The following is a 24074-nucleotide window of genomic DNA, read 5'->3' on the forward strand; positions in this document are numbered from 1 at the left end:
TAATCGTAATCGTAATTGACGACAAAAAACATTATATCTAACTTTACTCTTACCGTCAATCTATTTTTAATGTTAGAAAATAAAAAAAGCTAAGAGTCTTTCTTAGCTTTACTTTAAATAACCTAAATAATCAAATTTTTCAATGGTATTATCATTGGCGATAGCTACAATAATTGTATCATCTATGAGTGGCAGATTGGGATCGATATTTGGAATTAATTTTTTATCACTAGTATGACGAGTACCAATGATATTTAAATCAAAATTTTGACGAACATCCAATTCAGTCAGTGTCTTACCAACCCAAGATTTTGGAATATGGAAATTGACCATTGAGACACCGTGTTCTAAATACACAATACTTTCAATATGATGTTTCATAATATTAGCTGCAAGTTGCTTACCAGAATCACGCTCAGGTGTAATAACTTTGGTAGCCCCAATTCCTAGTAGGACTTCTTCAAAAATTCTATTTTTTGCTTTGGCTACGATAATTGGAACACCTAACTTTTTACAATTCATGATAGCTAATACAGACGATTCTAAGTTATTACCAGAAGCTATGACAACTGTATCACAATTGTCAATACCAATAGCTAGTAAAAATTCTTGATCAGTCATATCACCGATGGCTGCTTTAGTCACAATGTCTGAAACTTGATTAACCAATTTTTCATCATTATCAATTGCAATGACATCCTGATCGAATTCACTTAGACGTCTAGCTACTGTTCTACCAAATATTCCTAATCCTAAAACGCCAACTGTTTTTCTCTTAAACATAAAATCTCCTTATCCGACTAATATTTTCACTTCAGCAAAGTTAACTTTCTTTTCGTTTCCTTTTATTAAGCTTAATAAGAAAGTTATTGGCCCTACACGACCGATGAACATTAAGACTATCACAATTATCTTCCCAATAGGTGACAATTTCGGAGTGATATCCATTGATACCCCAACTGTTCCAATAGCTGAAACAGTTTCAAAAAGTAAGGCAACGGAGTCAATTTCTGGCTCTACCCATAAGAGTAAGAGAAATCCCGAAAACAGCACTGTAAAGAAAAAGATGACTACGGTAGTTGTTTGTTTAATTGTTTTGTTTGAAATAGAGCGAAACTGATAGGTTACTTTTGAAAGACCTGAGAATTCAGCTTTAAAAAGTAAGAAGATAATAGCTGCGGTTGTTACTTTAATACCACCAGCGGTCCCTCCAGGTGCACCGCCAATAATCATTTGAAACATATAAAGAAAATTAGTCGGAGCTAAAGCATCAGTGTACGAAATCGTTGCAAAACCAGCCGTTCGCATTGTGACCGTTTGAAAGAAAGCAATCATTAATTGCTGCAATAAATGATAGTTTCCCAAGGTTTTGGGATTATCTTTTTCAAGAAACCATGTGATAAGTGTTCCAACAAGTAGAATAATTGCTGAGGTTTGTAGAACCAAACGCGTATGATGCGACATTTTTCTGAAGAATGATTTAAAGTAACGTGGTTTATCACTAATAGATACTTTAAGATTATCAAAGATATCTTTCCAGACTGTAAATCCAATTCCTCCGGAAATAATTAAGCCACATAGGACCAAATTAATAGTTGGGTTAATAATAAAATCTTTTAGGCTGTTTGTTGAAAAATTATCAAAACCAGCGTTACAAAAAGCTGAAACAGCTAAAAACAAACTGTTAAAGAGGCCATTTTTCCAACCAAATCGTGGTACAAAATCTGTAGCTATTAGACACATGGCTAGGCTTTCAATACAAAAAGTTATTTTGTAAGCAAAAAAGAGATAATTTTTAAGCCCGTGATGATTTTCATGATTCAGGGCAGATTGCAATAAACTACTGCCAGCCAAATCTAATTTTCGATTAAGGGCATAGGTACTTATGGCTATTAAAGTAACGAGCCCCAAACCACCTATTTGCATCAGCAAAATAGAGACAACTTGCCCAAAACCATTGTATGCTTCAGAAACTGGAACAACTGCTAGGCCAGTCACACAAACCATTGAAACAGCAGTAAAGAGATGGTTAAGGTAACCAACTTCTGGACTATTTGGATAATGGGAAAAAGGCATAGACAAAAGCACACTGCCAATTAAAATAACAATCACAAAGCTAAAAGTAAGTCGTCTTGTGATAGACCATAATCTAAAATACGTAAATTTCATAAACTTTCCTTTCCCAATCAAATCTATAGTATCAAAAAAAAGACAATCCTGCTTGTGAAATCATCAGTTTTTGTCTTTTACATCATTATAATGGTTTTTTATTTGGTAAACCAGCTTTTCTGGGATATTTATTTGGTGTTTCTTTCTTTTTATCTACAATAGTGATATAACGCGAATCACCATTCGGTAATAAGTAATGGTGATTTAAACTAACTTGAGAAAATAAAGTAGACAAAGCTTTTTTCGCCTCATTTATTTCTTGGTCAGCTGCTTGTGCTTTCAAGGCGATAAGGCGACCATTAATTCTTAAAAAGGGAATGGTGAGTTCAGATAAGACTTGCATACGGGCGACAGCTCTAGCGGTAACTATGTCGTAGTGGGCACGAAAGTTTCTATCTTGTCCAAAGTCTTCAGCTCTGCCATGATAAAAATGAACAGTATCTAGGTCTAGTTTTTCAGCTAACAACTGTAAGAAATTGATCCGTTTATTTAGCGAATCAATAATGGTGACATCAAGTTCTGGACAAATAATTTTCATTGGAATACTTGGGAAGCCAGCTCCCGCCCCAATGTCTAGGAGTTTGAGAGGTTGGTTGCTAATATGTCCTTGCAAAATGGGTGCTATGGAATCATAAAAATGTTTTAAATAAACGTCATTTTTTTCTGTGATTGCGGTTAAATTAATTTTTTGGTTCCATTCTACTAAGAGTTCAAAATAGGTTTCAAACTGATTTTTTTGATACTCACTCAAGATAATATCATTATTTTTTAGAGCTTTATAAAATTCTTCTGGAGTCATGCTTATCCTCAATATCTAATTTTAACCATTTTACCATAAAATAGTTAATAAAAAAATGATCGGAACAGGATTTTGATTATCTATTAGTATCATAAAAAGACAAAAGTTGTTATAATGTTAACAAAGAAAAAAAGGAGAAATCAGATGCCAACATTTTTAATTATTCTTATTGTCGTAGGTCTTATAGCATTTTGGTTAATGACTACTTATAATGGTTTAGTAAAGGCTAGAATGCATACAAAGGAAGCTTGGAGTCAAATTGATGTTCAGTTGAAACGTCGTAATGATTTAATTCCAAACCTGATTGAGACTGTTAAGGGCTATGCAAGTTACGAAGAAAAAACATTTGAAAAAATTACTAATCTGCGTGCCAAAGTAAATCAAGCTTCAACACCAGCTGAAACAATGCAAGCGTCTAATGAGTTGACAAGACAAGTTTCTCAATTGATTGCTGTTGCAGAAAATTATCCTGACTTAAAAGCGAATCAAAATTTTCTTAAATTACAAGAAGAGTTAACTAACACAGAAAATAAAATCTCATATTCTCGTCAGTTATTTAATAGCACTACTTCAAACTACAACACCAAATTAGAAACTTTCCCAAGTAGTCTTGTTGGAAAACTGTTCAACTTTAAAGCTAGTGAATTCTTACAAGTACCTGAAGCTGAAAAGGAAGTTCCAAAAATAACATTTGAATTTTAATAATTGTAACTCAAGTAGAAAGGAGGCTTAATGTTATACCAACAAATTTCTCAAAATAAACGTCGTACGATTATTTTAGTTATTGGATTTTTTGTCTTATTAACACTTATCGGAGCTGCTGCTGGTTATTCCTTATTTTCGAATTATCAATTAGGGATAGTTATTGCATTAATTATTGGTGCTATTTACGCCTTTAGTATGATTTTTCAATCTACAGCAGTAGTAATGAGTATGAATAATGCGCGTGAGATAACAGTTGACCAAGCACCAGATTTTTTCCATATTGTTGAAGATATGGCAATGGTTGCACAGATTCCTATGCCTAAGGTTTATATCATAGATGATCCATCATTAAATGCATTTGCTACTGGCTCTAGCCCGCAAAATGCTGCTGTAGCAGCGACAAGTGGCTTATTACAAGTGATGAGTCGTGAAGAATTAGAAGGCGTAATTGGCCACGAAGTTAGCCATATTCGTAATTATGATATCCGTATTTCGACAATTGCTGTCGCATTGGTTTCTGCCATTACCTTGATTTCTTCAATTGGAGGAAGAATGATGTGGTATGGCGGAGGCCGTCGAAATAATAATGGCCGAAATAATGACAATGGTCTCGGTATTATACTTCTGGTTGTCTCTATTTTGTCCTTAATTCTTGCTCCGATACTTGCTTCAATCATTCAATTAGCTATTTCTAGGCAACGAGAATTTCTTGCAGATGCTAGTTCTGTAGAGTTGACACGTAATCCAGAAGGAATGATTAAAGCATTGGAGAAACTAAACAATTCTCAATCAATGGTTAATTCAGTCGATGATGCAAGTGCAGCCCTTTACATAAATGAGCCAAGAAATAAAGAAAAAATTAGTTCACTTTTTAGTACTCACCCACCAATTGAGGAAAGAATCAAAAGGCTGAAAGAAATGTAGTATAACCTGACGGAAAATTTAATTTTTAAATAGCGGTTTAAAAGCTTGATTTTTCAATTCTTGAACTATTTATTGACAATTACAAAAAATAATAGTAAAAAATAATTAGATATTTATTAGGAGAAACAATGTTAGCAGTTTCAGAAATCAAAAAAAAACAAGAACCGAAACAGTTTGAAGTTACTTTGACAATTGATTCGGTCCTTAAAAACAGAAATCCGGAAATCATTGATATTCATGATGTTTATGCCAAAGGAACAGTATTATATGATCAAGGTTTATTCATTTTAGATTATAGTCTAGATTATACAATTGTTCTCCCTTCAAGTCGTTCGATGACGGAAGTTACTTTAACAGAAAAACAACATATTCAAGAATTATTTATTGAAGAATCTCATGTTTCCGAAAAAAAAGAAATGGTTGAAGAGAATCTCGTTCTTATTTTGACAGACCCCTTCATCAATCTTGAAGAGAGTGTTGTTGATAATATATTGTTAAGTATTCCTCTACAAGTATTAACAGAGGAAGAAAAATTATCAGAAAAATTCCCTGCAGGAGATGATTGGGAAGTCTTAACTGAGGAACAATATTTACAACTTAAAGAAGAAAATAATAAGGAAGCAAATCCATTTGCAAGTTTGCAAGGAATGTTTGATGAATAGTGTACTTCAATTATGAATAAAACTGAATCTTTAAGATTTTTGTAATTTTTTATTGAAATATTGAGTTGACTTTGGTATACTCTATACAGTATCTAGTAGTTCACTTTAAATTTCTCTTAAAACAAGGTCTAATAGGCAATTGGTGGATTTTAGAAAGTGAAATTTAATAGCAATGTCGTAGAGGCGAAAAAATAAAAAATAAGGCTTTTAATGTTCGAAATCTAATAGAACTTAGAAGATTAGGGATTGGTATAAATGACTAAGAAAATATTAATTGTTGAAGATGAAAAAAATCTAGCTAGGTTTGTTTCTCTTGAATTACAACACGAAGGTTATGAAGTAAGTGTTGAGGTAAATGGAAGAGAAGGACTTGAAACTGCATTAGAAAAAGACTTTGATTTAATCTTGCTTGATTTAATGCTTCCTGAAATGGATGGATTTGAAGTTACTCGTCGTTTACAAACAGAAAAAACGACTTATATTATGATGATGACTGCACGCGATTCTATAATGGATGTTGTTGCAGGTCTTGACCGTGGTGCAGATGATTATATCGTAAAACCATTCGCAATTGAAGAACTCTTGGCTCGAATTCGTGCAATTTTCCGTCGCCAAGATATTGAAACTGAGAAGAAAACTCCAAACCAAGGAGTTTACCGTGATTTAGTTTTAAATCCTCAAAATCGTTCAGTTAATCGTGGAGATGAAGAAATTTCACTTACTAAACGTGAGTATGATTTGTTAAACATTTTGATGACAAATATGAACCGTGTAATGACACGTGAAGAGTTATTATCAAATGTTTGGAAATACGATGAAGCTGTTGAGACTAATGTTGTTGATGTTTATATTCGTTATCTTCGTGGGAAAATTGATATGCCAGGAAGAGAATCATACATCCAAACAGTTCGTGGAATGGGCTATGTAATTCGCGAGAAATAAGATGCATATGAAAAATCAGGAATCAGGACAGTATAAAAAATCATTACCCAAAAGTTTATCAAATTTATTCTTTGTACTATTTTTCTGCATTTTTTCTGCCTTTACTTTGATTGCATACTATTCAACAAATTATTTTTTATTGAAAAAAGAAAAGCAGTCTGTCAATCAAACTGTTAATATTGTTAGAGTTCGTCTGTCACAGGTGGACTCTAATTTTTCAGTTGAAAATTTATCGGAAGTTTTATATCAAAATAGCAAAGAAAATCTAAAAAAAGATAGTTATAGTGGTAAAAATTTAGTCCGTAGTCGAAGAGATTTAACAAATATCTTAGACTCAAATCAAGAAATTTATATTTATAATACAAATAAACGGATGATTTTTACGACAGATGGGGAAGAGACTGCTAGTCCTCTAAAGGGACCGATTAATAGAGTTTTTGATGACCAAGCGAAAGGTCAGTACCGAGGGTTTTCGATTATTCAAAGGGTATACTCTAAAAAAACTGGAAAATTCCTTGGTTATGTCCAAATCTACCAAGATTTAGAAGACTATTTTGTCATTCGAGCAAGGTTATTAATCTGGTTACTTTTTGTTGAATTATTTGGAACAAGTCTTGCTTATTTCATTATTTATTTTTCAACAAGACGATTTCTAGAACCATTGCAAAATCTGCATGATGTCATGCGGACTATTTCTGAAAATCCTAATAATTTAGCTCTACGCTCAAAAATAAAATCGGGAGATGAAATCGAAGAACTTTCTACCATTTTTGATACCATGTTAGATAAGGTTGAAAATTATACTAATTTACAATCTCGTTTTATAAGTGATGTTAGTCATGAACTTAGAACTCCAGTGGCGATTATTAAGGGGCATATTGGCTTATTGCAACGATGGGGTAAAGATGATAGTGAGATTTTAGAAAAAAGTCTGAATGCTACTGCTCATGAAGCTGATCGGATGGCGATTATGATTAATGATATGTTGGACATGATAAGGGTTCAAGGTAGTTTTGATAGCCACCAAGATGATACGACTAATCTGGAAAGTTCAATTGAAACTGTTATTGGCAATTTCAAAGTTCTTAGAGAAGACTTTACTTTTAATTGGATAAATCCGAACTTGGATATTGAAGCTAGAATCTATAAGAATCACTTTGAACAAGCCTTAATGATTTTGATTGATAACGCTATTAAATATTCTCAATATGAAAAAGAAATCACAATCGATTTAAAATTTTATAGTGCTAATCAGGCTATTGTAACAGTAAGTGATAAAGGTGAAGGTATTTCGCAAGAAGATATTGAACATATTTTTGAACGTTTTTACAGATCTGATAAATCTCGTAATAGAACGAGTACACAGGCTGGACTTGGGATTGGCTTATCCATCTTACATCAAATTGTGGAAGGTTATAATCTAAATATGGAAGTGAAAAGTCAACTAAATCAAGGGTCAACTTTCGTTTTATATTTGCCTATTGTGGATCCATTTTAATTATTGAAATGAGAGTGGTACAAAAATCAGTAATTCCGTAGAAATTTGATTTTGTCGTCCCACCTACGCAAAGATGAGTAGGGCTGTAACAGTTGATTTTCAACGTATTAGAGCCCACTCAACCACTGCGTCATATAAAAACTAGAGTCTGAGAACAGTTTTCCCAGACTTGTTTTTTAGATAAAGATGAGAGGGCTAGTAATCGAGGATGAATATCCTTTTTTTTAGTTGCAAAATATGATAGAATAGAGTACTAAATTAATTTGATAGAATTGGGGTGTTTGCGTGCGTTGTCCAAAATGTAATTATAATAAATCAAGTGTTGTTGATAGTAGACAGGCCGAAGATGGTAATACTATTAGACGTCGAAGAGAATGTGAAAAATGTCATACACGATTTACGACATTTGAACGTCTAGAAGAACTCCCATTGTTAGTTATCAAAAAAGATGGTACTAGAGAGCAATTTTCACGGGATAAACTTTTAAACGGTGTCGTTCAGAGTGCCCAGAAACGACCAGTTTCTAGTACGGATATTGAAAATCTTATCTCAAGAATTGAACAAAAAGTGAGAGCTGATTATGAAAATGAAGTCTCTAGCGCAGCTATTGGCAATTTAGTGATGGAAGAATTAGCTGAACTTGATGAAATTACTTATGTTCGGTTTGCCAGTGTTTATAAGAGCTTTAAAGATGTTGATGAAATTGAAGAATTACTTCAGCAAATTACAACACGCGTTCGAGGAAAAAAGAAAAGTAGAGTGAATGATGAAACCCATTGATGAATTTTATTATGTCAAAAGTAATAAAATTTTATACAATTCCGATAGTCTAACAGCTGTCTATGGTCCCATAATTGGAAATGATGCTGTGATCTTATATCAGTACTTTGTTCAATTCTTTGATGATGCTAAACGCTCTCACAAATTTTCAGAAGTATTGAACCATCTGCAATTTGGAATGACACGCTTAGAAGAGGCATTGGTTGTTTTAACAGCAATGGATTTAGTGACATTTTATCAATTACCAGAAAGTTATGTCATTAAATTACAGGCTGCATTAGATAGAGAAGAGTTTTTACAAAGTCCTGTTTATAGACGTTTATTGGAGCAAAAAATTGGAGATTTAGCTGTTTCAGAAATGATTCCTGAAATTCCTAAGCATGCTCAAAACATTTCAAAAAAATTTTCCGATGTCTTTTCTTCGGATGTAACAGGTCAAAGTCACTCCCAATCGCATAAAAGACGACAGGGTCAATTTGATTTAGATAGTTTCAAACGATTAATGATTAGAGATGGCTTGCAATTTAGTAATGAAAAGGAAGCTATCATCGATCTCTATAGTTTTTCGGAACAATACAGTTTAAGTTGGTTTGATGCTTATCAAGTCGCAAAGGCGACAGCTATAAATGGTAAAATTTCACCCAGTCGTATGCATTTAAAACAATCACAGCCTACTGTGGCAGTATCTGAGGGTAGTTTTACGGAAGCAGAAAAAGTAATTATTAAGGCAGCGAAAAATGATACCGCTCTGCAATTTTTAGAAAAAATAAAAAAAGCCCGTCGTGCAACAGTTACTAAAGATGAGAGAAATCTTTTGTTGCAATTGGCAGAAATGAATTTTTTGGACGAAGTCATTAATGTTATGGTGCTTTATACTTTCAATAAAACGAATTCAGCAAATCTACAAAAAAATTATATTTTAAAGATTGCTAATGATTTTTCTTATCAGAAAATCGCTAGCGCCGATGAGGCTGTGTTGAAGATGCGTAGTTTTGAAGAACGTAAGCAACAAGGAACAAGCAAGGACAAAGCAAAGAAATCTAATGTTCCTGAGTGGAGCAATCCAGACTATCAAGAATCAACGACGCAAGAAGAAATGGAACAACTCAATCATTTCAAAAAAGAAGCTTTGGAGCGTTTGGAAAATCTCAGAAAAGGTGGTGACTAGATGGAAAAAATTGGTCAAACAATCGATAAAAAAGGCCATCTTGGGCGAAATAATGCAAATGAGCTAATCCAGGTGATTTTAGCTGATCCAGAAGTTGCTGAGTTTATTGCTAGTCATCAACTGAGTCAAGAAGAAATTAATTTGAGTTTGTCAAAGTTTAATCAATTTTTAGTTGAACGTGCTAAATTCAAAACAGCTGATCCATCATATATCGCCAAAGGGTACTCACCTATTTTGGTAATGAATGAAGGTTATGCTGACGTCTCATACAAAGAGACTAAAGCATTGATTGATGCTAAGAAGAAGGCCGCAATTTCTGACCGCATCAATTTAGTCAATTTACCAAAATCCTATCGCCATATTCGTATGTCTGATTTTGATATTGATAATGCTAGTCGAATGAAGGCTTTATCTGAATTACTGGATTTTGTAGAAAGTTACCCATCTCCTGAACAAAAAGGGCTTTACTTATTTGGTGATATGGGAATTGGGAAGTCCTATTTGATGGCCGCTATGGCTAGAGAATTGTCAGAGCAAAAAGGGATTTCTACAACCTTGCTTCATTTTCCTAGTTTCACAATTGATGTTAAAAATGCTATCTCAACAGGTTCTGTTAAAGAAGAAATTGATGCTGTAAAATCAGTACCAGTTCTGATCTTAGATGATATTGGTGCAGAACAGGCAACCTCTTGGGTACGTGATGAGATTTTACAAGTTATCTTACAATATCGTATGTTAGAAGATTTACCGACATTCTTTACTTCCAATTATAGTTTTAATGATTTGGAGAGGAAGTGGGCAAATATCAAAGGTAATGATGAAACTTGGCAAGCTAAACGTGTCATGGAACGTGTCCGTTATTTGGCTAAAGAGTTGCACTTAGAGGGTGCGAATCGTCGTTAGAGAAGAAAATTGTCATAAGAGTGACAAAAAAGAAGGAGAATCATGGTTTTACCTACAGTTGCCATAGTTGGACGTCCGAATGTTGGCAAGTCCACATTATTTAACCGAATTGCAGGGGAACGCATTTCTATCGTCGAAGACGTAGAGGGTGTTACGCGTGACCGAATTTATACCACAGGTGAGTGGTTAAATAGAAAATTTTCACTTATTGATACAGGTGGTATTGATGATGTCGATGCCCCATTCATGGAACAAATTAAGCATCAAGCTCAAATTGCTATGGATGAAGCTGATGTTATTGTCTTTGTCGTTTCTGGTAAAGAGGGAGTGACAGATGCAGATGAGTACGTTTCAAGAATTCTGTACCGTACAAATAAACCTGTCATTCTAGCTGTTAATAAAGTTGATAATCCAGAAATGCGTAATGATATTTATGATTTCTACGCATTGGGATTAGGCGATCCATTCCCCGTTTCTTCAGTCCATGGTATTGGTACTGGTGACGTCCTTGACGCTATTGTTGAAAATCTGCCAATCGAAGTTGCAGAAGAAAATGATGATGTTATTCGTTTTAGTTTGATAGGGCGCCCAAATGTTGGCAAATCAAGTCTGATCAATGCTATTCTTGGTGAAGACCGTGTTATTGCTAGCCCAGTTGCGGGGACTACCCGTGATGCTATCGATACCGCATTTAGAGATGAAGATGGTCAAGAATTTACCATGATTGATACAGCAGGTATGCGTAAATCAGGTAAAGTTTATGAAAACACTGAAAAGTATTCAGTTATGCGCGCTATGCGCGCCATTGATCGCTCTGATGTCGTATTAATGGTAATAAATGCCGAAGAAGGTATCCGTGAGTACGACAAACGAATAGCTGGTTTCGCTCACGAAGCTGGAAAGGGGATGATTATTGTTGTTAATAAATGGGATACCCTTGAAAAAGACAATCATACTGTTTCCAAGTGGGAAGCCGATATTAGAGATCAATTCCAATTTTTATCCTACGCACCAATTATCTTTGTTTCAGCAGAAACAGGACAAAGATTGAATAAATTACCAGAAATGATTAAACGAATCAGTAATAGTCAAAGTCGCCGTATTCCTTCAGCTGTGCTTAATGATGTTATTATGGATGCAATTGCTATTAATCCAACACCAACAGATAAAGGTAAACGACTTAAGATTTTCTATGCAACACAAGTTTCGGTTAAACCACCTACTTTTGTTGTCTTTGTCAATGAAGAAGAATTAATGCATTTTTCATATTTGAGATTCTTAGAAAATCAAATTCGTGCTGCCTTTACATTTGAAGGTACACCAATTCATTTAATTGCCCGTAAACGAAAATAGTGAGTAGGACAAAATTAGTAACTACCAAGCATTATGATTCTGTCATCCTACCTCTGTAAAATTAAGTAGGGTTGTAGAAAGTGATTCAGCAATGTATTTTGCCCGCTAACCCATTTGGTATCGTCCATAGTATTATATAAAAAAAGCTAAGACTATTTTGTTCTTGGCTTCTTTTAGTTGAAGAAATTTCAAAATGAGCAATTAATGCAACTCATAAATTTTTTCTTTTAGACAGATTATTGAGGAATTATGAGTGGAATTTTGATATAATTAAGGGATAATGACAGAGGTGGGGTAACTATGGCGAGATTAATTCCGGGAAGGATTAGAAATCAAGGGATAGCCTTATATGATCAAGGCTTAGTGACAATCGTTAAAGAAGAAAAGAGCCACATTGAGGCACGCGTTGACTCCCAGAAAGTAACTTATGGGGTTGATGATGATGCAATTACTTGTCAATGTGATTTTTTTGCGCGAAAAAAATACTGTCAACATATCGCAGCTTTGGAATATTTTTTTAAAAATGATCATAATGGCAAACTGATTTCCCAACAATTTACCAGCCAATCTGAATCAAAAGAAGAAACAAAAAAAATGACCTCTTTTGGAAGTCTTTTCTTAGATAATTTAAAAATGAATGAGGATGATACAACTGTTTACAGGCTATCAGCAACTGGTAGTCGCAGTCCTTATTCTTCAGAATTTTGGTGGAGTTTAAAGATCAATCGTCTTCCTGATGATCGGACTTATGTTATCAGAGATATCAGAGGATTCATTAACTTAATCAAAAAAGAAGGGTTTTATCAAATTGGAAAAAACTATTATGAGCAACTATCACTTTTAAAATTCGATCAAGCTAGCCAAGATTTAATCTCATTTTTATGGCGACTGGCACCTAACTCTGATAAAAGTGACCATAGTTTTGTTTTTCCCAATCATGCCCGACACCTTCATTTACCAAGTGGTTTCTTTGAAGAAGGTTTATTTCTACTAAGAGATTTATACGAATTCACTTTTGAAGGAACTTACCAAAAATACACTAAAGTATTTATCAAACCATTAGAAGCAGATGCAGAATTATTCAAGTTTATTGTTGACGTTCACCGTAAATCGATTGAACTTAAAATAACTGAGAAGTCGGTAACTTATCTCTTTGATAATTCTTATTTGTTGCATAATGATACTTTTTATTATTGCACTTTAAAACAACAAAAACTGATTTCAGCTTTGCGCAGTTTACCGATTGAGTCTGATTTACAAAAGCACATTTATTTTGATTTGGATGATCAAACAAAATTAGCAGCAAGTTTATTAGATTTTAAAGAAATTGGTTCGGTTTTGGCACCAAAAAGTTTTGACATTAGAGATTTTGATGCGACATTTCATTTTGATGCAAATCCTAACCAACTCGTCCTTCAACTCGTTTTAGATTATGGTGAATTGCAAGTATCAGATAAGATGACCTTTGATCATCTGCCTTTTGCTAGTAATTTTAAAAAAGAAGATAAAATTAATAGGGCATTGAGTTTCTATGGCTTTGCACCTCAATTTTCTTCTACCAAAGACATTGAATCAGCTCATGATTTATATCATTTCTTTACAGAGGCACTTCCTTATTTTAATAAATTAGGGAAGGTAACACTTTCTGAAGCTGTCAATCAGCTGAAGTATTCTGAGGCGCCGCAGATTGCCATTGAAAGACAAGGGGGCTTATTAGATGTATCATTTGATTTTTCGCAAGTGCTTGAAAATGATATTGATGACGCCCTTACGGCTTTATTCACAAATAGTCCTTATTTTGTCACTGAAAGTGGTAAGTTAGTTGTATTTGATGATCAAACACAAAAAATTAGTCAATCTTTATTGCAATTACGTGCTAAACAGAAAGAAAATGGTCATTTACAATTAGATAGTATCGCAGCAGTTCAATTATCTCAACTTTTTGAAGGACAAGATAACGTCCATTTCTCTCAAGAATTAGAACAATTGATTTCTGATTTAAGGCACCCTGAGAGCTTTGTATTACCTCAATTACCGATCAACGCCTCAGTAAGAGATTATCAGTATCATGGGATTAAATGGATGTCCATGTTGGATAAGTATGGCTTTGGCGGGATTCTAGCTGATGATATGGGGTTGGGAAAAACATTGCAAACCATTGCTTTTTTGAGTAGCCAATTGGTAGCTGGCAAGAAAGTGCTCATTTTATCTCCGTCCAGTTTACTCTATAACTGGTTAGATGAATTTGACAAATTTCTCCCTGGTTCAGATGTTGCTGTCTCGTATGGCTTAAAACAAACGCGGGATCAACTTATTTCAGAGGAACATCAGGTCACGATTACTTCTTACTCTTCGTTTAGGCAGGATTTTACAACCTATAAAAATTATAACTATGATTACTTGATTCTAGATGAAGCTCAGGTTATAAAGAACTCACAGACTAAAATTGCCCAAAGCTTACGGGAATTTAATGTTAGCAATTGCTTCGCCTTATCTGGTACACCAATTGAAAACAAGCTTCTAGAAATATGGTCCATCTTTCAAATTGTTTTACCTGGTCTTCTTCCAAATAAGAAAGATTTCTTAAAAATGGATGCCAAGCAAGTTTCGAGATATATTAAGCCATTTGTAATGAGGCGTCGAAAAGACGATGTTCTGCCAGAATTACCAGAGTTGATTGAAATGAATTATCAAAATGAGATGTCTGATAAGCAAAAGGCGATTTATTTGGCTCAATTACGTCAAATGCAGGATACAATTAGGTATTCTAGTGATGCCGATATTAATCGCCGGAAAATAGAAATTTTATCTGGAATTACTAGATTACGGCAGATATGTGATACGCCAAGTTTATTTATGGATTATGACGGTGATAGTGGAAAATTAGATAGTTTACGAACCCTTTTAGTGCAAATCAAGGAAAATGGACATCGCGCTTTAGTTTTTTCACAATTCCGAGGAATGTTAGAAATTGCAGAAAAAGAGATGGAACTTCTTGGGTTGACACATTACAAAATTACTGGCTCTACCCCAGCAAATGATAGACAGGAAATGACAAGGGCCTTTAATAATGGTTCCAAAGATGTCTTTCTCATTTCTTTAAAAGCAGGTGGGGTTGGCTTAAATCTAACAGGGGCGGATACCGTTGTTTTGATTGACCTTTGGTGGAATCCTGCAGTTGAAATGCAAGCCATTAGTCGTGCGCATCGGATTGGACAAAAAGAGAATGTCGAAGTCTTCCGTTTGATTACAAGAGGAACAATTGAGGAGAAAATTCTTGAAATGCAAGAAAGTAAGCGTAATTTAGTTACGACGGTTCTTGATGGTAATGAAAGTAGAGCAAGCATGTCTATCGAGGAAATCAAGGAAATTCTAGGGCTTGAAAGTTAATAAAGACAGTTTTTATCATAAAAGCTGCCTAAGCTAGGGGAATGCTTTGAAAAAACGCCTTAATTAGTTTATAATAGTGAATGCTACAGGAAGAAAGAGGACTATAGTATGACTAAGCATCAATTTCCATTGGTTGCCGATGGTCAGCCGATTATCGAAGAGGGGCGTCAAATGCGTTTATATGAAAATGCTGATTTGATTACTAATATTCGTGGCTACTATCAAGATAAAAATTACGATGATGTCACTCAGGATTATCAATTTGCCAATCAAGACCAATCCGACTCATATGAGACATCAAAACGGATGGAAGTCATTGATGAAGGCCGTAATTATGCAGAAATGGCTAGAAAAAGGGCTAAGCAAGATATTAAAGCTAAGCGTCAAGAGTATATTGCAAAAGAAATGACCTTGTCTCAAAAACCAATGCATCACCAAGATAAAAAAGTAATAAATGAAAAAAACAGTCAAGTTGTCAATCAACCAGTGACAGCCTTAAGTCATTTAAGTGAAAAGTTAAGACAGGATACTTATATTTTAGCTGAACTTCCGACTCACTATAATGAATCACAAGAGAATAATCAGCCAGTGGCTAGAAAAAATAATTATGATTTTCTTAAACGGAGTCAAATTTACAATAGTGAACAAACACGTATTAATAGAGAGAAAACAATTGCACAAGAACTGAATCTAACACGGTTAGATGATATTAACAGTTAATGGGTTATTTATAAGAAGGAGTAATCATGTCAAAAACCTATCATTTTATTGGGATTAAAGGATCTGGAATGAGTGCTTTAGCACTTATGTTACATCAAATGGGCCATAAGGTCCAAGGAAGTGATGTAGACAAATACTACTTTACACAACGTGGATTAGAAAAAGCAGGAATTGAGATCCTACCATTTAGTGAAACTAACTTGACTGGTGACATGGAAGTGATTGCAGGTAATGCATTCAGAGAAGATAATAATGAAGAATTAGCTTATGCAATTCACCAAACTATTCCTTTCAAACGTTATCACGAGTTTCTTGGTGAGTTCATGAAACAATTTACCAGCTTTGGTGTTGCAGGAGCACATGGTAAAACATCTACAACAGGTCTCTTGTCTCATGTCTTAAAAAATATTACGGACACCTCTTACCTCATTGGTGATGGGACAGGTAGGGGTTCTGCAAATGCCCAATATTTTGTATTTGAGTCAGATGAGTATGAACGTCATTTTATGCCATATCATCCAGAGTATTCTATTATTACAAATATTGACTTTGACCATCCAGACTACTTTACAGGAATCGATGATGTCTTTTCTGCTTTCAATGATTATGCCAAGCAAGTCCAAAAAGCATTGTTTGTCTACGGTGAAGATCCAGAATTGAAGAAAATTTCAGCCAATGCTCCAATCTACTATTATGGCTTTAGTGATGCCGATAATTTCACAGCTTATGATATTTTGAGAACGACAAATGGCTCAGATTTTAAAGTTAAACATGACGGCAAGGAAATTGGTGAATTCCATGTCCCTGCTTATGGACGTCATAACATTTTGAACGCTACAGCCGTTATTGCTAACCTTTATATTGCTGGCTTTGATATGGATTTAGTGGCAAAACATATGGTATCATTTAATGGCGTTAAGCGTCGCTTTACAGAAAAAATCATCAACGATACGATTATTATTGATGACTTTGCACATCATCCAACAGAAATTGTAGCAACCATTGATGCGGCAAGACAAAAATACCCAAGTAAAGAAATTGTTGCTATTTTTCAACCTCATACTTTTACACGGACAATTGCTTTGCTTGACGAATTTGCACTCGCATTAAATGAAGCGGACAGTGTTTATTTAGCAAAAATCTATGGCTCAGCGCGTGAAGTGGACCATGGAGATGTAAAAGTAGAAGATTTGGAAGTTAAAATCAATAAGCCGTCAAAAGTTATCACTGTTGAAAATGTTTCCCCACTATTAGACCATAACAATGCAGTATATGTCTTTATGGGTGCTGGAGATATTCAGTTGTATGAGCGCTCATTTGAAGAACTTCTTGCAAATTCAACACGTAATAATCAATAAAAATGAGAGTGGGACGAAAATCAGTAATTTCGTAGAAACTTGATTTTGTCGCCCCACCTCCGCAAAGTTGAGTAGGGCTGTAACAGTTGAATTTCAACGCATTAGATCCCACTCAACCACTGCGTAACATACAAAAATCTATATAAAAACTAGAGTCTGAGAACATTTGTCCCAGACTCTTCTGTTAAAAGAGGTAGGTTATGATTATCAGAAATGTTAGACCAAGTGATTGGCAAAGAGTTTCCCAAATAGAAAGTAGCAACTTTTCCAAGGAAGAAGCAATGACCGAGGATGCCATAAAACAGAGATGTCAACGAATTACGGATACTTTTTTGGTTGCGGAATTAGATGACCAAATTGTAGGTTATATTGAAGGTCCTGTTGTTAAGCAACCAATTTTGGAAGATCATCTTTTTCACGATGTGAAAGAAAATCCTCTAACAGGCGGCTATATAGCAATAACTAGTTTATCTATTGAGAAAATGCACCAACAAGAAGGAATCGGTATTGCCTTACTAGCAGCACTAAAAGATGTTGCCATTTCACAAGAACGAAGTGGTATCATCTTAACTTGCCATGAAGAACTGATTGCTTATTATGAAATGAATGGCTTTTCTAATTTAGGGTTATCAGACTCTACACATGGTGGATCAGTATGGTATTTAATGAGCTGGCTGGCCATCTAGCAAGCTAAAGTAGCACTATTTATTAAAAATGAGTAACAAAGTTGGGATTTAATTGCATTTATAGATATATTAAGTTATAATTGCGATTGATTATATTTAGGAGGATCCGCTTTGACAGATCACAAAGATGATGAGCAGCCGTCTCAAGCTAAGTTTAGTTTTAAGGAACAAATTCTTGCTGAGTTGGAAAAAGCTAATCAAATCAGAAAAGAAAAAGAAGAAGAACTGCATCAGAAGGGCTTAAGAGAAGATGAAGTTCAACAAAAGGAAATAGAAGCTAGGCAAGCAGCCCGAAGAACTGCTGAACTATACTATAAATACCAAAAAGAAACAGAATCTCAACCAGTCAGTCCTAACAATGAGCAAACTCCAATAGGAGATGGGCAAGAAAAGGTAGATTACGTTGAAGAAAAAGGTCTTGAAAAAGAGTCTCTGATTCAGTTTTTAAGTAAAGAAAATACTGCAAGTAATAAGAAACAGGATATCTTATCTGAGTCTTCTTTTACTAACTTGCAAGGTTCTGAAGATGAAGATAATAGTGCCAATGATTTGGTTATAGGTGATGAAGAGAATGATTTATCAAAAACGATTCCATTTACACCACTAATGGCCAATGATTTTGATCCAACAGGCATGACGACTGAAAATCAGACGACTGTCATAAGTAATGATGAAGTCATTCACCACGACTATTCTTCGGAAAGTAACCAATCATTGAATGGGATGATGGATGAGACTCCTAATGGTGGAGGAGGGCTTGTGAAAAATAAGCGGGTAAAACGTCAACATGTTAATAAACTGGCTAATAAAATCTCGTTAATAATTATTGCTGGTGTTGTTGTTATCATGTTATTAGTTGCAATTATTGGCACTACTTATGTTTACAGTGCAGTTAATCCAGTTGATAAAACTGACACTAAGTATGTTCAGGTAGAAATTCCTAATGGTTCAGGGAATAAATTAATTGGCCAAGTTTTAGAAAAAAATGGTTTAATTAAAAACAGTACCGTATTTAGTTTCTATACAAAATTTAAGAACTATGGTAATTTCCAAAGTGGCTATTACAATCTTCAAAAGAGTATGTCTATGTCTGAAATAGCTAAAGCTTTACAAAAAGGAGGAACGTCAGAACCGTCGAAACCAGTATTGGGCAAAGTTCTGATTCCTGAAGGCTATTCAATTCGTCAAATGGCGAAAGCTATAGAAAATAATGTCAATACTAAATCAACGAAAGATAAAACGCCATTTAGTGCTGATACTTTCTTAAAAGTTGTTTCTGATGATGCATTTATTAAAGAAATGGTAAAAAAATACCCAAGACTTCTATCAAGCATCCCTAAAAAATCAGATGCCGTTTATCAGTTAGAAGGTTATTTATATCCTGCTACTTATAATTATTATAAAAACAGTAGTGAAAAGGAAATGGTTGATCAAATGTTAGCGACAACGGATGCTACCTTAGCTAACTATTATGATCAGATTGCAAAAGAAGGCAAAACTGTAAATGAAGTATTAACTTTGGCTTCATTAGTTGAAAAAGAAGGCTCTACAGACGAGGATCGTCGAAATATTGCTAGCGTATTCTATAATCGTTTAAATAACGGGATGGCGCTGCAATCCAATATCGCCATATTATATGCGATGGGTAAATTAGGAGATAAAACGTCACTAGCTGAGGATGCTTCTATTGACACAACCATTAAATCGCCTTATAATATTTACACAAACACTGGCCTCATGCCTGGTCCAGTTGATAGCCCTGGTTTATCTGCAATTGAAGCAACTATAAAACCTGCACATACAGATTACCTATACTTTGTTGCTAATGTAAAAACTGGCGAAGTTTATTACGCTAAAACTTATGAGCAACATTCTGCTAACGTTGAAAAATACGTCAATAGTCAAATTCAGTAAGATGAGACATGATGCTTAGGCATCATGTTTCTATTTCTGATTACATAACATGAAAAGAGAGTAAAAAAATTATGGCTGAAAAAACTTATCCTATGACCCAAGCTGAAAAAGATCAGTTGGAACAAGAATTAGAAGAATTAAAATTAGTTCGTCGTCCAGAAGTTGTTGAACGTATAAAAATAGCACGTTCATATGGTGACTTATCAGAGAACTCAGAGTACGATGCAGCAAAAGATGAACAAGCATTTGTAGAGGGACAAATTTCTACTTTAGAAACTAAAATTCGTTTTGCAGAAATTATCAATAGCGATGCAGTCGCAAAAGATGAAGTTGCTATCGGTAAAACAGTTGTTGTTAAAGAAGTTGGAACTAACGATACAGATACTTATCATATTGTTGGTGCAGCAGGTGCAGACATCTTCTCTGGAAAAATTTCCAATGAAAGTCCAATAGCACATGCATTGATTGGTAAAAAAACAGGTGACCTTGCTAAAATTGAATCACCTGCAGCGACATATCAAGTTGAAATTGTCAGTGTTGAAAAAACAAAATAAGGGAGTAGCTGATATTATTCAGCGCTTTTTTATTTTGCTCATAAAAAAATCCCTCTATTGTTTCAGAGGGATCTTATTATTTATTTGCGTTTCTTTTGTTTACCGGCGTTACGGTTTGTTTTTGTATGGCCGTTAGTAGCTATACTTTTAGAAGTTTGCGAGGTATTTGCAGTAACATCTTTTCGAGCTGTATTTGATTTATAAGCCTTAGGAGGGTTATTTTTATAATCTTCCTCAATTTGTTGACGGATTCTTGGTTTAATCATATAAGTTGTGATTAACTGTTGAATGATACTAAAGAAACCACCAACTAACCAGTAAAGTCCAACACCGGCTGGTAGGCTCAAAGTCATGAAAATCATCATGATTGGCATTGTGTACATCATAGTTTTCATTTGTGCACGTTGTTCTTCAGCAACTGCCTGCATTGATAACCAAGATTGGAAGAAATAAAGAATAGCAATAATTCCAGTTAAGACTAGACTACGGCTCCCTAAGTTTAGTCCCATAAAAGTACTTGTTGAAATCCCTTTTGTATACAATGCTGCAAAGTACATTGCTGAGAAGAATGGCATTTGGATAAGCAGTGGAAGACATCCCATGCCACCAAGCATGTTAATGCCATTTGCTTTTTGCGCAGCCATTAAATCTGATTGCGCAGCAAATTTTTCTTCTTGCGTACTTGCATTTTTCATACGTTGGTTAATTGGATCAAAGATAGGTTTTAAGTAAGCCATTTTTTCAGATTGATAGCTTGCTTTCCAAGATTGATAAAGTCCAAGGGGTAGAATCAAAGTTCTAACAATAATGGTAACAATGATGATAGCTAATCCAAAACCAAGCCCAATATGATTGGCGAAGTAGTCGATGAAATAAGACATGGGTTTACCAATTATATCCCAAATCATCCCTTTTGGATTACCATGAGAATCTCTACCTACACAACCTGTTAAGGTCACTAATACTGACAAGGCAAGTCCTGATAAGAGAACACGATTTAATTTAATTTTCAATGTAATTTTCCTTTAAATTTTAATATACCTATCTATTTTACTTTTTTTCCATCAATAGTACAATACTTCTGTAGTCGGATTTTTAATTTGACATTTTAAAGTCTGTAAAATCGGCAGAATTATCTAAAGCAACATCTAAATAAGTGACGTTTGCCCATCTAGAAGGACCTTTTCTAACTTCCTGAATAAATTTGGCAATTTTGTTTGGATCTTCAGATTGGGCAAGGATGCTAACTGTTCCATCATCGTTATTCCAGACACGTCCATAGATATCGCCCATTTCAAGTGCTAAAGCATAGGTTGAATAACGAAAACCAACGCCTTGAACCCTACCTGACACTGTTAAACGTACTTTTTTCATAGTATCCCTCCTTATCCTCTTAATTATAGCATAACTTGATATAATTTTTTTGCCATATAGCAAAGCAAGGCAAGTCAGCATCGCTTTTAGGTGAAGATATGGTATAATATGGGCATGATAATAACTTCCAAAGCAAATCCATTAATTAAACAAACTAAAAAATTATTAACAAAGAAGCATCGTAAAGTAAGCTATTTAATTGAAGGTTGGCATTTATTTGACGAAGCCCAAAAAGCTAATCAAGAATTTATACATATTTTCTTGCAAGAAGATATGGCTGATAAGCTACGCTCCCTAGAGGGGGTTACCTTGGTAACTTACGACATTTTGAAAGAATTAACGGACTCACCAAATCCACAGGGAATTATAGCAGAAGTGAGAATGCCAATTACCCCAATGCCAAACTGTCATCAAGGCAAGTATCTCCTTTTAGAGGATGTTCAAGATCCTGGGAATTTGGGGACACTAATTAGAACTGCTGACGCAGCTGGATTTACGGGTGTTTTTCTGTCTGAGAAATCAGCAGACTTATATAATCCCAAAACATTAAGATCTATGCAAGGCTCTCATTTTCATCTACCTGTTTGGCGACAAGACCCAGCTCTCATTTGTCAAAATGTTAAAGAAAATGGTCTTCCAATTATTGCCTCAACTCTATCAGATCAATCCGTTGATTATCACGTCATTGAAAAACCAGCTTCATTTGTCCTTGTTATGGGAAATGAAGGCTCTGGAATTAGCCCTCAAATGTCGGATATAGCTGATACTTTAGTGCACATTACGATGCCAGGACAGGCAGAAAGTTTAAATGTTGCAGTCGCAGGAGGCATACTTATTTTCAGTTTGATTTAAGCTTATGTGTTATAATAAGTGTGTGAGGTGATCGTTTATGGAATATACAAAAGATAAAGAATTTATGGAACTCGTTGGTGAGTTGATTGATCATCCACGGTTTCAAAAACTGGAACATATCGTGCAACACCATCATTCAACACGCCTTGAACACTCTATTAATGTTGCATATAGTAGTTTCAAAATGGCTAAGCGATTTGGTTGGGACGCGGCTAGTACTGCTCGTGGTGGTCTACTTCATGACTTCTTTTATTATGATTGGCGCGTTACGAAATTTAACAAAAGTCATGCTTGGGTTCATCCAAGGATTGCCGTTCGGAATGCAAGAAAATTAACCCCTTTAAATAAAAAAGAAGAAGATATTATTTTAAAGCATATGTGGGGAGCAACGATTGCTTTTCCACGATATAAGGAATCTTACATTGTGACAATGGTTGATAAGTATTGGGCCGTTAAAGAAGCGACTACTCCAATACGCAGACGTTGGGCTAATCGTCGCTTGTTTAACAAAAAAGCATTTAAGAGAAAGACTTTAAATAGTTATCATCGTTAGGAGGAAATAATGAACGAAAATATAATTTATGCTGAGACTGACACAGGTCTTAACCAATTTTTTGCAAAAATCTATAGTTTAGTAGGGATGGGAATTGGCTTATCTGCTTTTATTTCCTACCTAATGCTTTATCCCTTTAGAGATAACATGTTAATGATTGTGGCCAACCATCCATTTGTTTATTATGGGGCAATCATTTTTGAATTGCTATTAGTTTTTTTTGCTAGTAGTGCTGCAAGGAAAAATACGCCTGCTGCCCTACCGTTATTCTTAGTTTATTCAGCATTAAATGGTTTTACCTTAAGTTTCATCATCATGGCTTATACGCAAGCAGTAGTATTGCAAGCATTTATCTCATCTGCTGGAATCTTCTTTGTTATGGCAATGATTGGTGCTCGTGTTAAACGTGATTTATCTGGCTTAAGAAAAGCTTTATTTGCAGCTTTGATTGGAATTATCCTAGCTAGTCTTGTTAACTTCTTTCTTGCTAGTGGTGCGATGAGCTATATCATTTCAATTGTTTCTGTCTTGATTTTCTCAGGTTTAATTGCTTCGGATAACCAAATGATTAAACACGTTTATCAAGCAAACAATGGACAAGTTGGTGATGGTTGGGCCGTAGCTATGGCATTAAGCTTGTACCTTGATTTTATCAACTTGTTTATTAGTCTACTTCGTATTTTTGGAAGAAATGATTAAGTAAAATGTGGTCAGTCTCATGTGGGCTGGCTATTTTTCTATCTTTATGTATGGACTTATATTATACTATT

General features: G+C 34.7%; 23 protein-coding genes. 18 read left to right on the forward strand and 5 right to left on the reverse strand.

The annotated features are described in order from the left end of the window. Positions 1–108: 108 nt before the first annotated feature. The 3 genes from ktrA to rsmG all read right to left on the reverse strand — a co-directional run bounded on the left by ktrA (position 109) and on the right by rsmG (position 2968). Positions 109–783: a potassium uptake transporter gating subunit KtrA gene (ktrA, locus tag ACVRZD_RS06100; RefSeq protein ID WP_037625506.1), complete on the reverse strand. Its 675-nt coding sequence runs from the start codon at positions 781–783 to the stop codon at positions 109–111. A gap of 9 nt (positions 784–792) precedes the next feature. Continuing rightward, on the reverse strand, positions 793–2169 hold the full coding sequence (locus ACVRZD_RS06105) for a TrkH family potassium uptake protein (protein ID WP_447450359.1): 1377 nt from the start codon (positions 2167–2169) through the stop codon (positions 793–795). 85 nt (positions 2170–2254) lie between these two features. Continuing rightward, on the reverse strand, positions 2255–2968 hold the full coding sequence (gene rsmG / locus ACVRZD_RS06110; protein ID WP_037625504.1) for a 16S rRNA (guanine(527)-N(7))-methyltransferase RsmG: 714 nt from the start codon (positions 2966–2968) through the stop codon (positions 2255–2257). Positions 2969–3112: 144 nt separating this feature from the next. Between rsmG and ACVRZD_RS06115 the strand changes: the two genes are divergently transcribed. From ACVRZD_RS06115 to greA, 15 genes are all read left to right on the forward strand, one after another. Continuing rightward, entirely contained in the window at positions 3113–3670 is a 558-nt protein-coding gene (locus tag ACVRZD_RS06115; RefSeq protein ID WP_037625501.1) for a LemA family protein, read from the forward strand. A 30-nt stretch (positions 3671–3700) separates the two neighbouring features. Further along, on the forward strand, positions 3701–4597 hold the full coding sequence (gene htpX / locus ACVRZD_RS06120) for a zinc metalloprotease HtpX (RefSeq protein ID WP_037625498.1): 897 nt from the start codon (positions 3701–3703) through the stop codon (positions 4595–4597). A gap of 128 nt (positions 4598–4725) precedes the next feature. Continuing rightward, entirely contained in the window at positions 4726–5259 is a 534-nt protein-coding gene (locus ACVRZD_RS06125) for a YceD family protein (RefSeq protein WP_037625496.1), read from the forward strand. 255 nt (positions 5260–5514) lie between these two features. Further along, a complete protein-coding gene (covR, locus tag ACVRZD_RS06130; RefSeq protein WP_037625494.1) occupies positions 5515–6201 on the forward strand; it encodes a two-component system response regulator CovR/CsrR in 687 nt (228 codons plus the stop codon). A gap of 7 nt (positions 6202–6208) precedes the next feature. Further along, positions 6209–7699, forward strand: a complete 1491-nt coding sequence (locus tag ACVRZD_RS06135; RefSeq protein ID WP_447450360.1) for a HAMP domain-containing sensor histidine kinase — start codon at positions 6209–6211, stop codon at positions 7697–7699. Between the two features lie 285 nt (positions 7700–7984). Then, a complete protein-coding gene (gene nrdR, locus ACVRZD_RS06140) occupies positions 7985–8479 on the forward strand; it encodes a transcriptional regulator NrdR (RefSeq protein ID WP_037625491.1) in 495 nt (164 codons plus the stop codon). Further along, positions 8463–9647 carry a DnaD domain protein gene (locus ACVRZD_RS06145; protein ID WP_037625489.1) on the forward strand — a complete coding sequence of 395 codons (1185 nt, stop codon included), beginning with the start codon at positions 8463–8465 and terminating at the stop codon, positions 9645–9647. Before nrdR ends, ACVRZD_RS06145 begins: the two co-directional genes overlap by 17 nt. Beyond that, positions 9648–10550, forward strand: a complete 903-nt coding sequence (dnaI, locus tag ACVRZD_RS06150) for a primosomal protein DnaI (RefSeq protein ID WP_037625487.1) — start codon at positions 9648–9650, stop codon at positions 10548–10550. A gap of 42 nt (positions 10551–10592) precedes the next feature. After that, the gene (der, locus tag ACVRZD_RS06155; protein ID WP_447450361.1) at positions 10593–11903 is read left to right on the forward strand and encodes a ribosome biogenesis GTPase Der; all 1311 of its coding nucleotides are present in this window, start codon (positions 10593–10595) and stop codon (positions 11901–11903) included. A 300-nt stretch (positions 11904–12203) separates the two neighbouring features. Further along, entirely contained in the window at positions 12204–15293 is a 3090-nt protein-coding gene (locus ACVRZD_RS06160; protein ID WP_037625485.1) for a pilus expression-regulating Snf2 family helicase, read from the forward strand. 108 nt (positions 15294–15401) lie between these two features. After that, positions 15402–16013 (forward strand): divisome accessory protein ZapJ, encoded by a 612-nt coding sequence (gene zapJ, locus ACVRZD_RS06165; RefSeq protein ID WP_037625483.1) that lies wholly within the window; start codon positions 15402–15404, stop codon positions 16011–16013. A 26-nt stretch (positions 16014–16039) separates the two neighbouring features. Continuing rightward, positions 16040–17371, forward strand: coding sequence for a UDP-N-acetylmuramate--L-alanine ligase (murC, locus tag ACVRZD_RS06170; protein ID WP_037625482.1), 1332 nt, complete (start codon positions 16040–16042; stop codon positions 17369–17371). A gap of 200 nt (positions 17372–17571) precedes the next feature. After that, the gene (locus ACVRZD_RS06175) at positions 17572–18057 is read left to right on the forward strand and encodes a GNAT family N-acetyltransferase (RefSeq protein ID WP_037625480.1); all 486 of its coding nucleotides are present in this window, start codon (positions 17572–17574) and stop codon (positions 18055–18057) included. 111 nt (positions 18058–18168) lie between these two features. Further along, positions 18169–19971, forward strand: coding sequence for an endolytic transglycosylase MltG (mltG, locus tag ACVRZD_RS06180; RefSeq protein WP_037625478.1), 1803 nt, complete (start codon positions 18169–18171; stop codon positions 19969–19971). 71 nt (positions 19972–20042) lie between these two features. Beyond that, on the forward strand, positions 20043–20525 hold the full coding sequence (greA, locus tag ACVRZD_RS06185) for a transcription elongation factor GreA (protein ID WP_037625476.1): 483 nt from the start codon (positions 20043–20045) through the stop codon (positions 20523–20525). Between the two features lie 80 nt (positions 20526–20605). On the opposite strand, the gene yidC is transcribed toward greA, so the two are convergent. Together yidC and ACVRZD_RS06195 are read right to left on the reverse strand one after the other, a co-directional pair. Next, complete coding sequence (gene yidC, locus ACVRZD_RS06190) at positions 20606–21538, reverse strand: membrane protein insertase YidC (protein ID WP_037625474.1); 933 nt, start codon at positions 21536–21538, stop codon at positions 20606–20608. Positions 21539–21620: 82 nt separating this feature from the next. Beyond that, complete coding sequence (locus ACVRZD_RS06195) at positions 21621–21899, reverse strand: acylphosphatase (protein WP_037625472.1); 279 nt, start codon at positions 21897–21899, stop codon at positions 21621–21623. 114 nt (positions 21900–22013) lie between these two features. Here ACVRZD_RS06195 and ACVRZD_RS06200 point away from each other — a divergent pair, with 114 nt between their 5' ends. From ACVRZD_RS06200 to ACVRZD_RS06210, 3 genes are read left to right on the forward strand one after another with little or no spacing between them, the layout of a single operon-like run. After that, complete coding sequence (locus ACVRZD_RS06200; protein ID WP_447450362.1) at positions 22014–22751, forward strand: TrmH family RNA methyltransferase; 738 nt, start codon at positions 22014–22016, stop codon at positions 22749–22751. A 37-nt stretch (positions 22752–22788) separates the two neighbouring features. Then, positions 22789–23304 carry an HD domain-containing protein gene (locus ACVRZD_RS06205; protein ID WP_037625470.1) on the forward strand — a complete coding sequence of 172 codons (516 nt, stop codon included), beginning with the start codon at positions 22789–22791 and terminating at the stop codon, positions 23302–23304. Between the two features lie 9 nt (positions 23305–23313). After that, complete coding sequence (locus ACVRZD_RS06210; protein ID WP_447450363.1) at positions 23314–24003, forward strand: Bax inhibitor-1/YccA family protein; 690 nt, start codon at positions 23314–23316, stop codon at positions 24001–24003. The last annotated feature ends 71 nt before the right edge of the window (positions 24004–24074 follow it).

It is taken from the genome of Streptococcus hongkongensis (genome assembly GCF_053206145.1).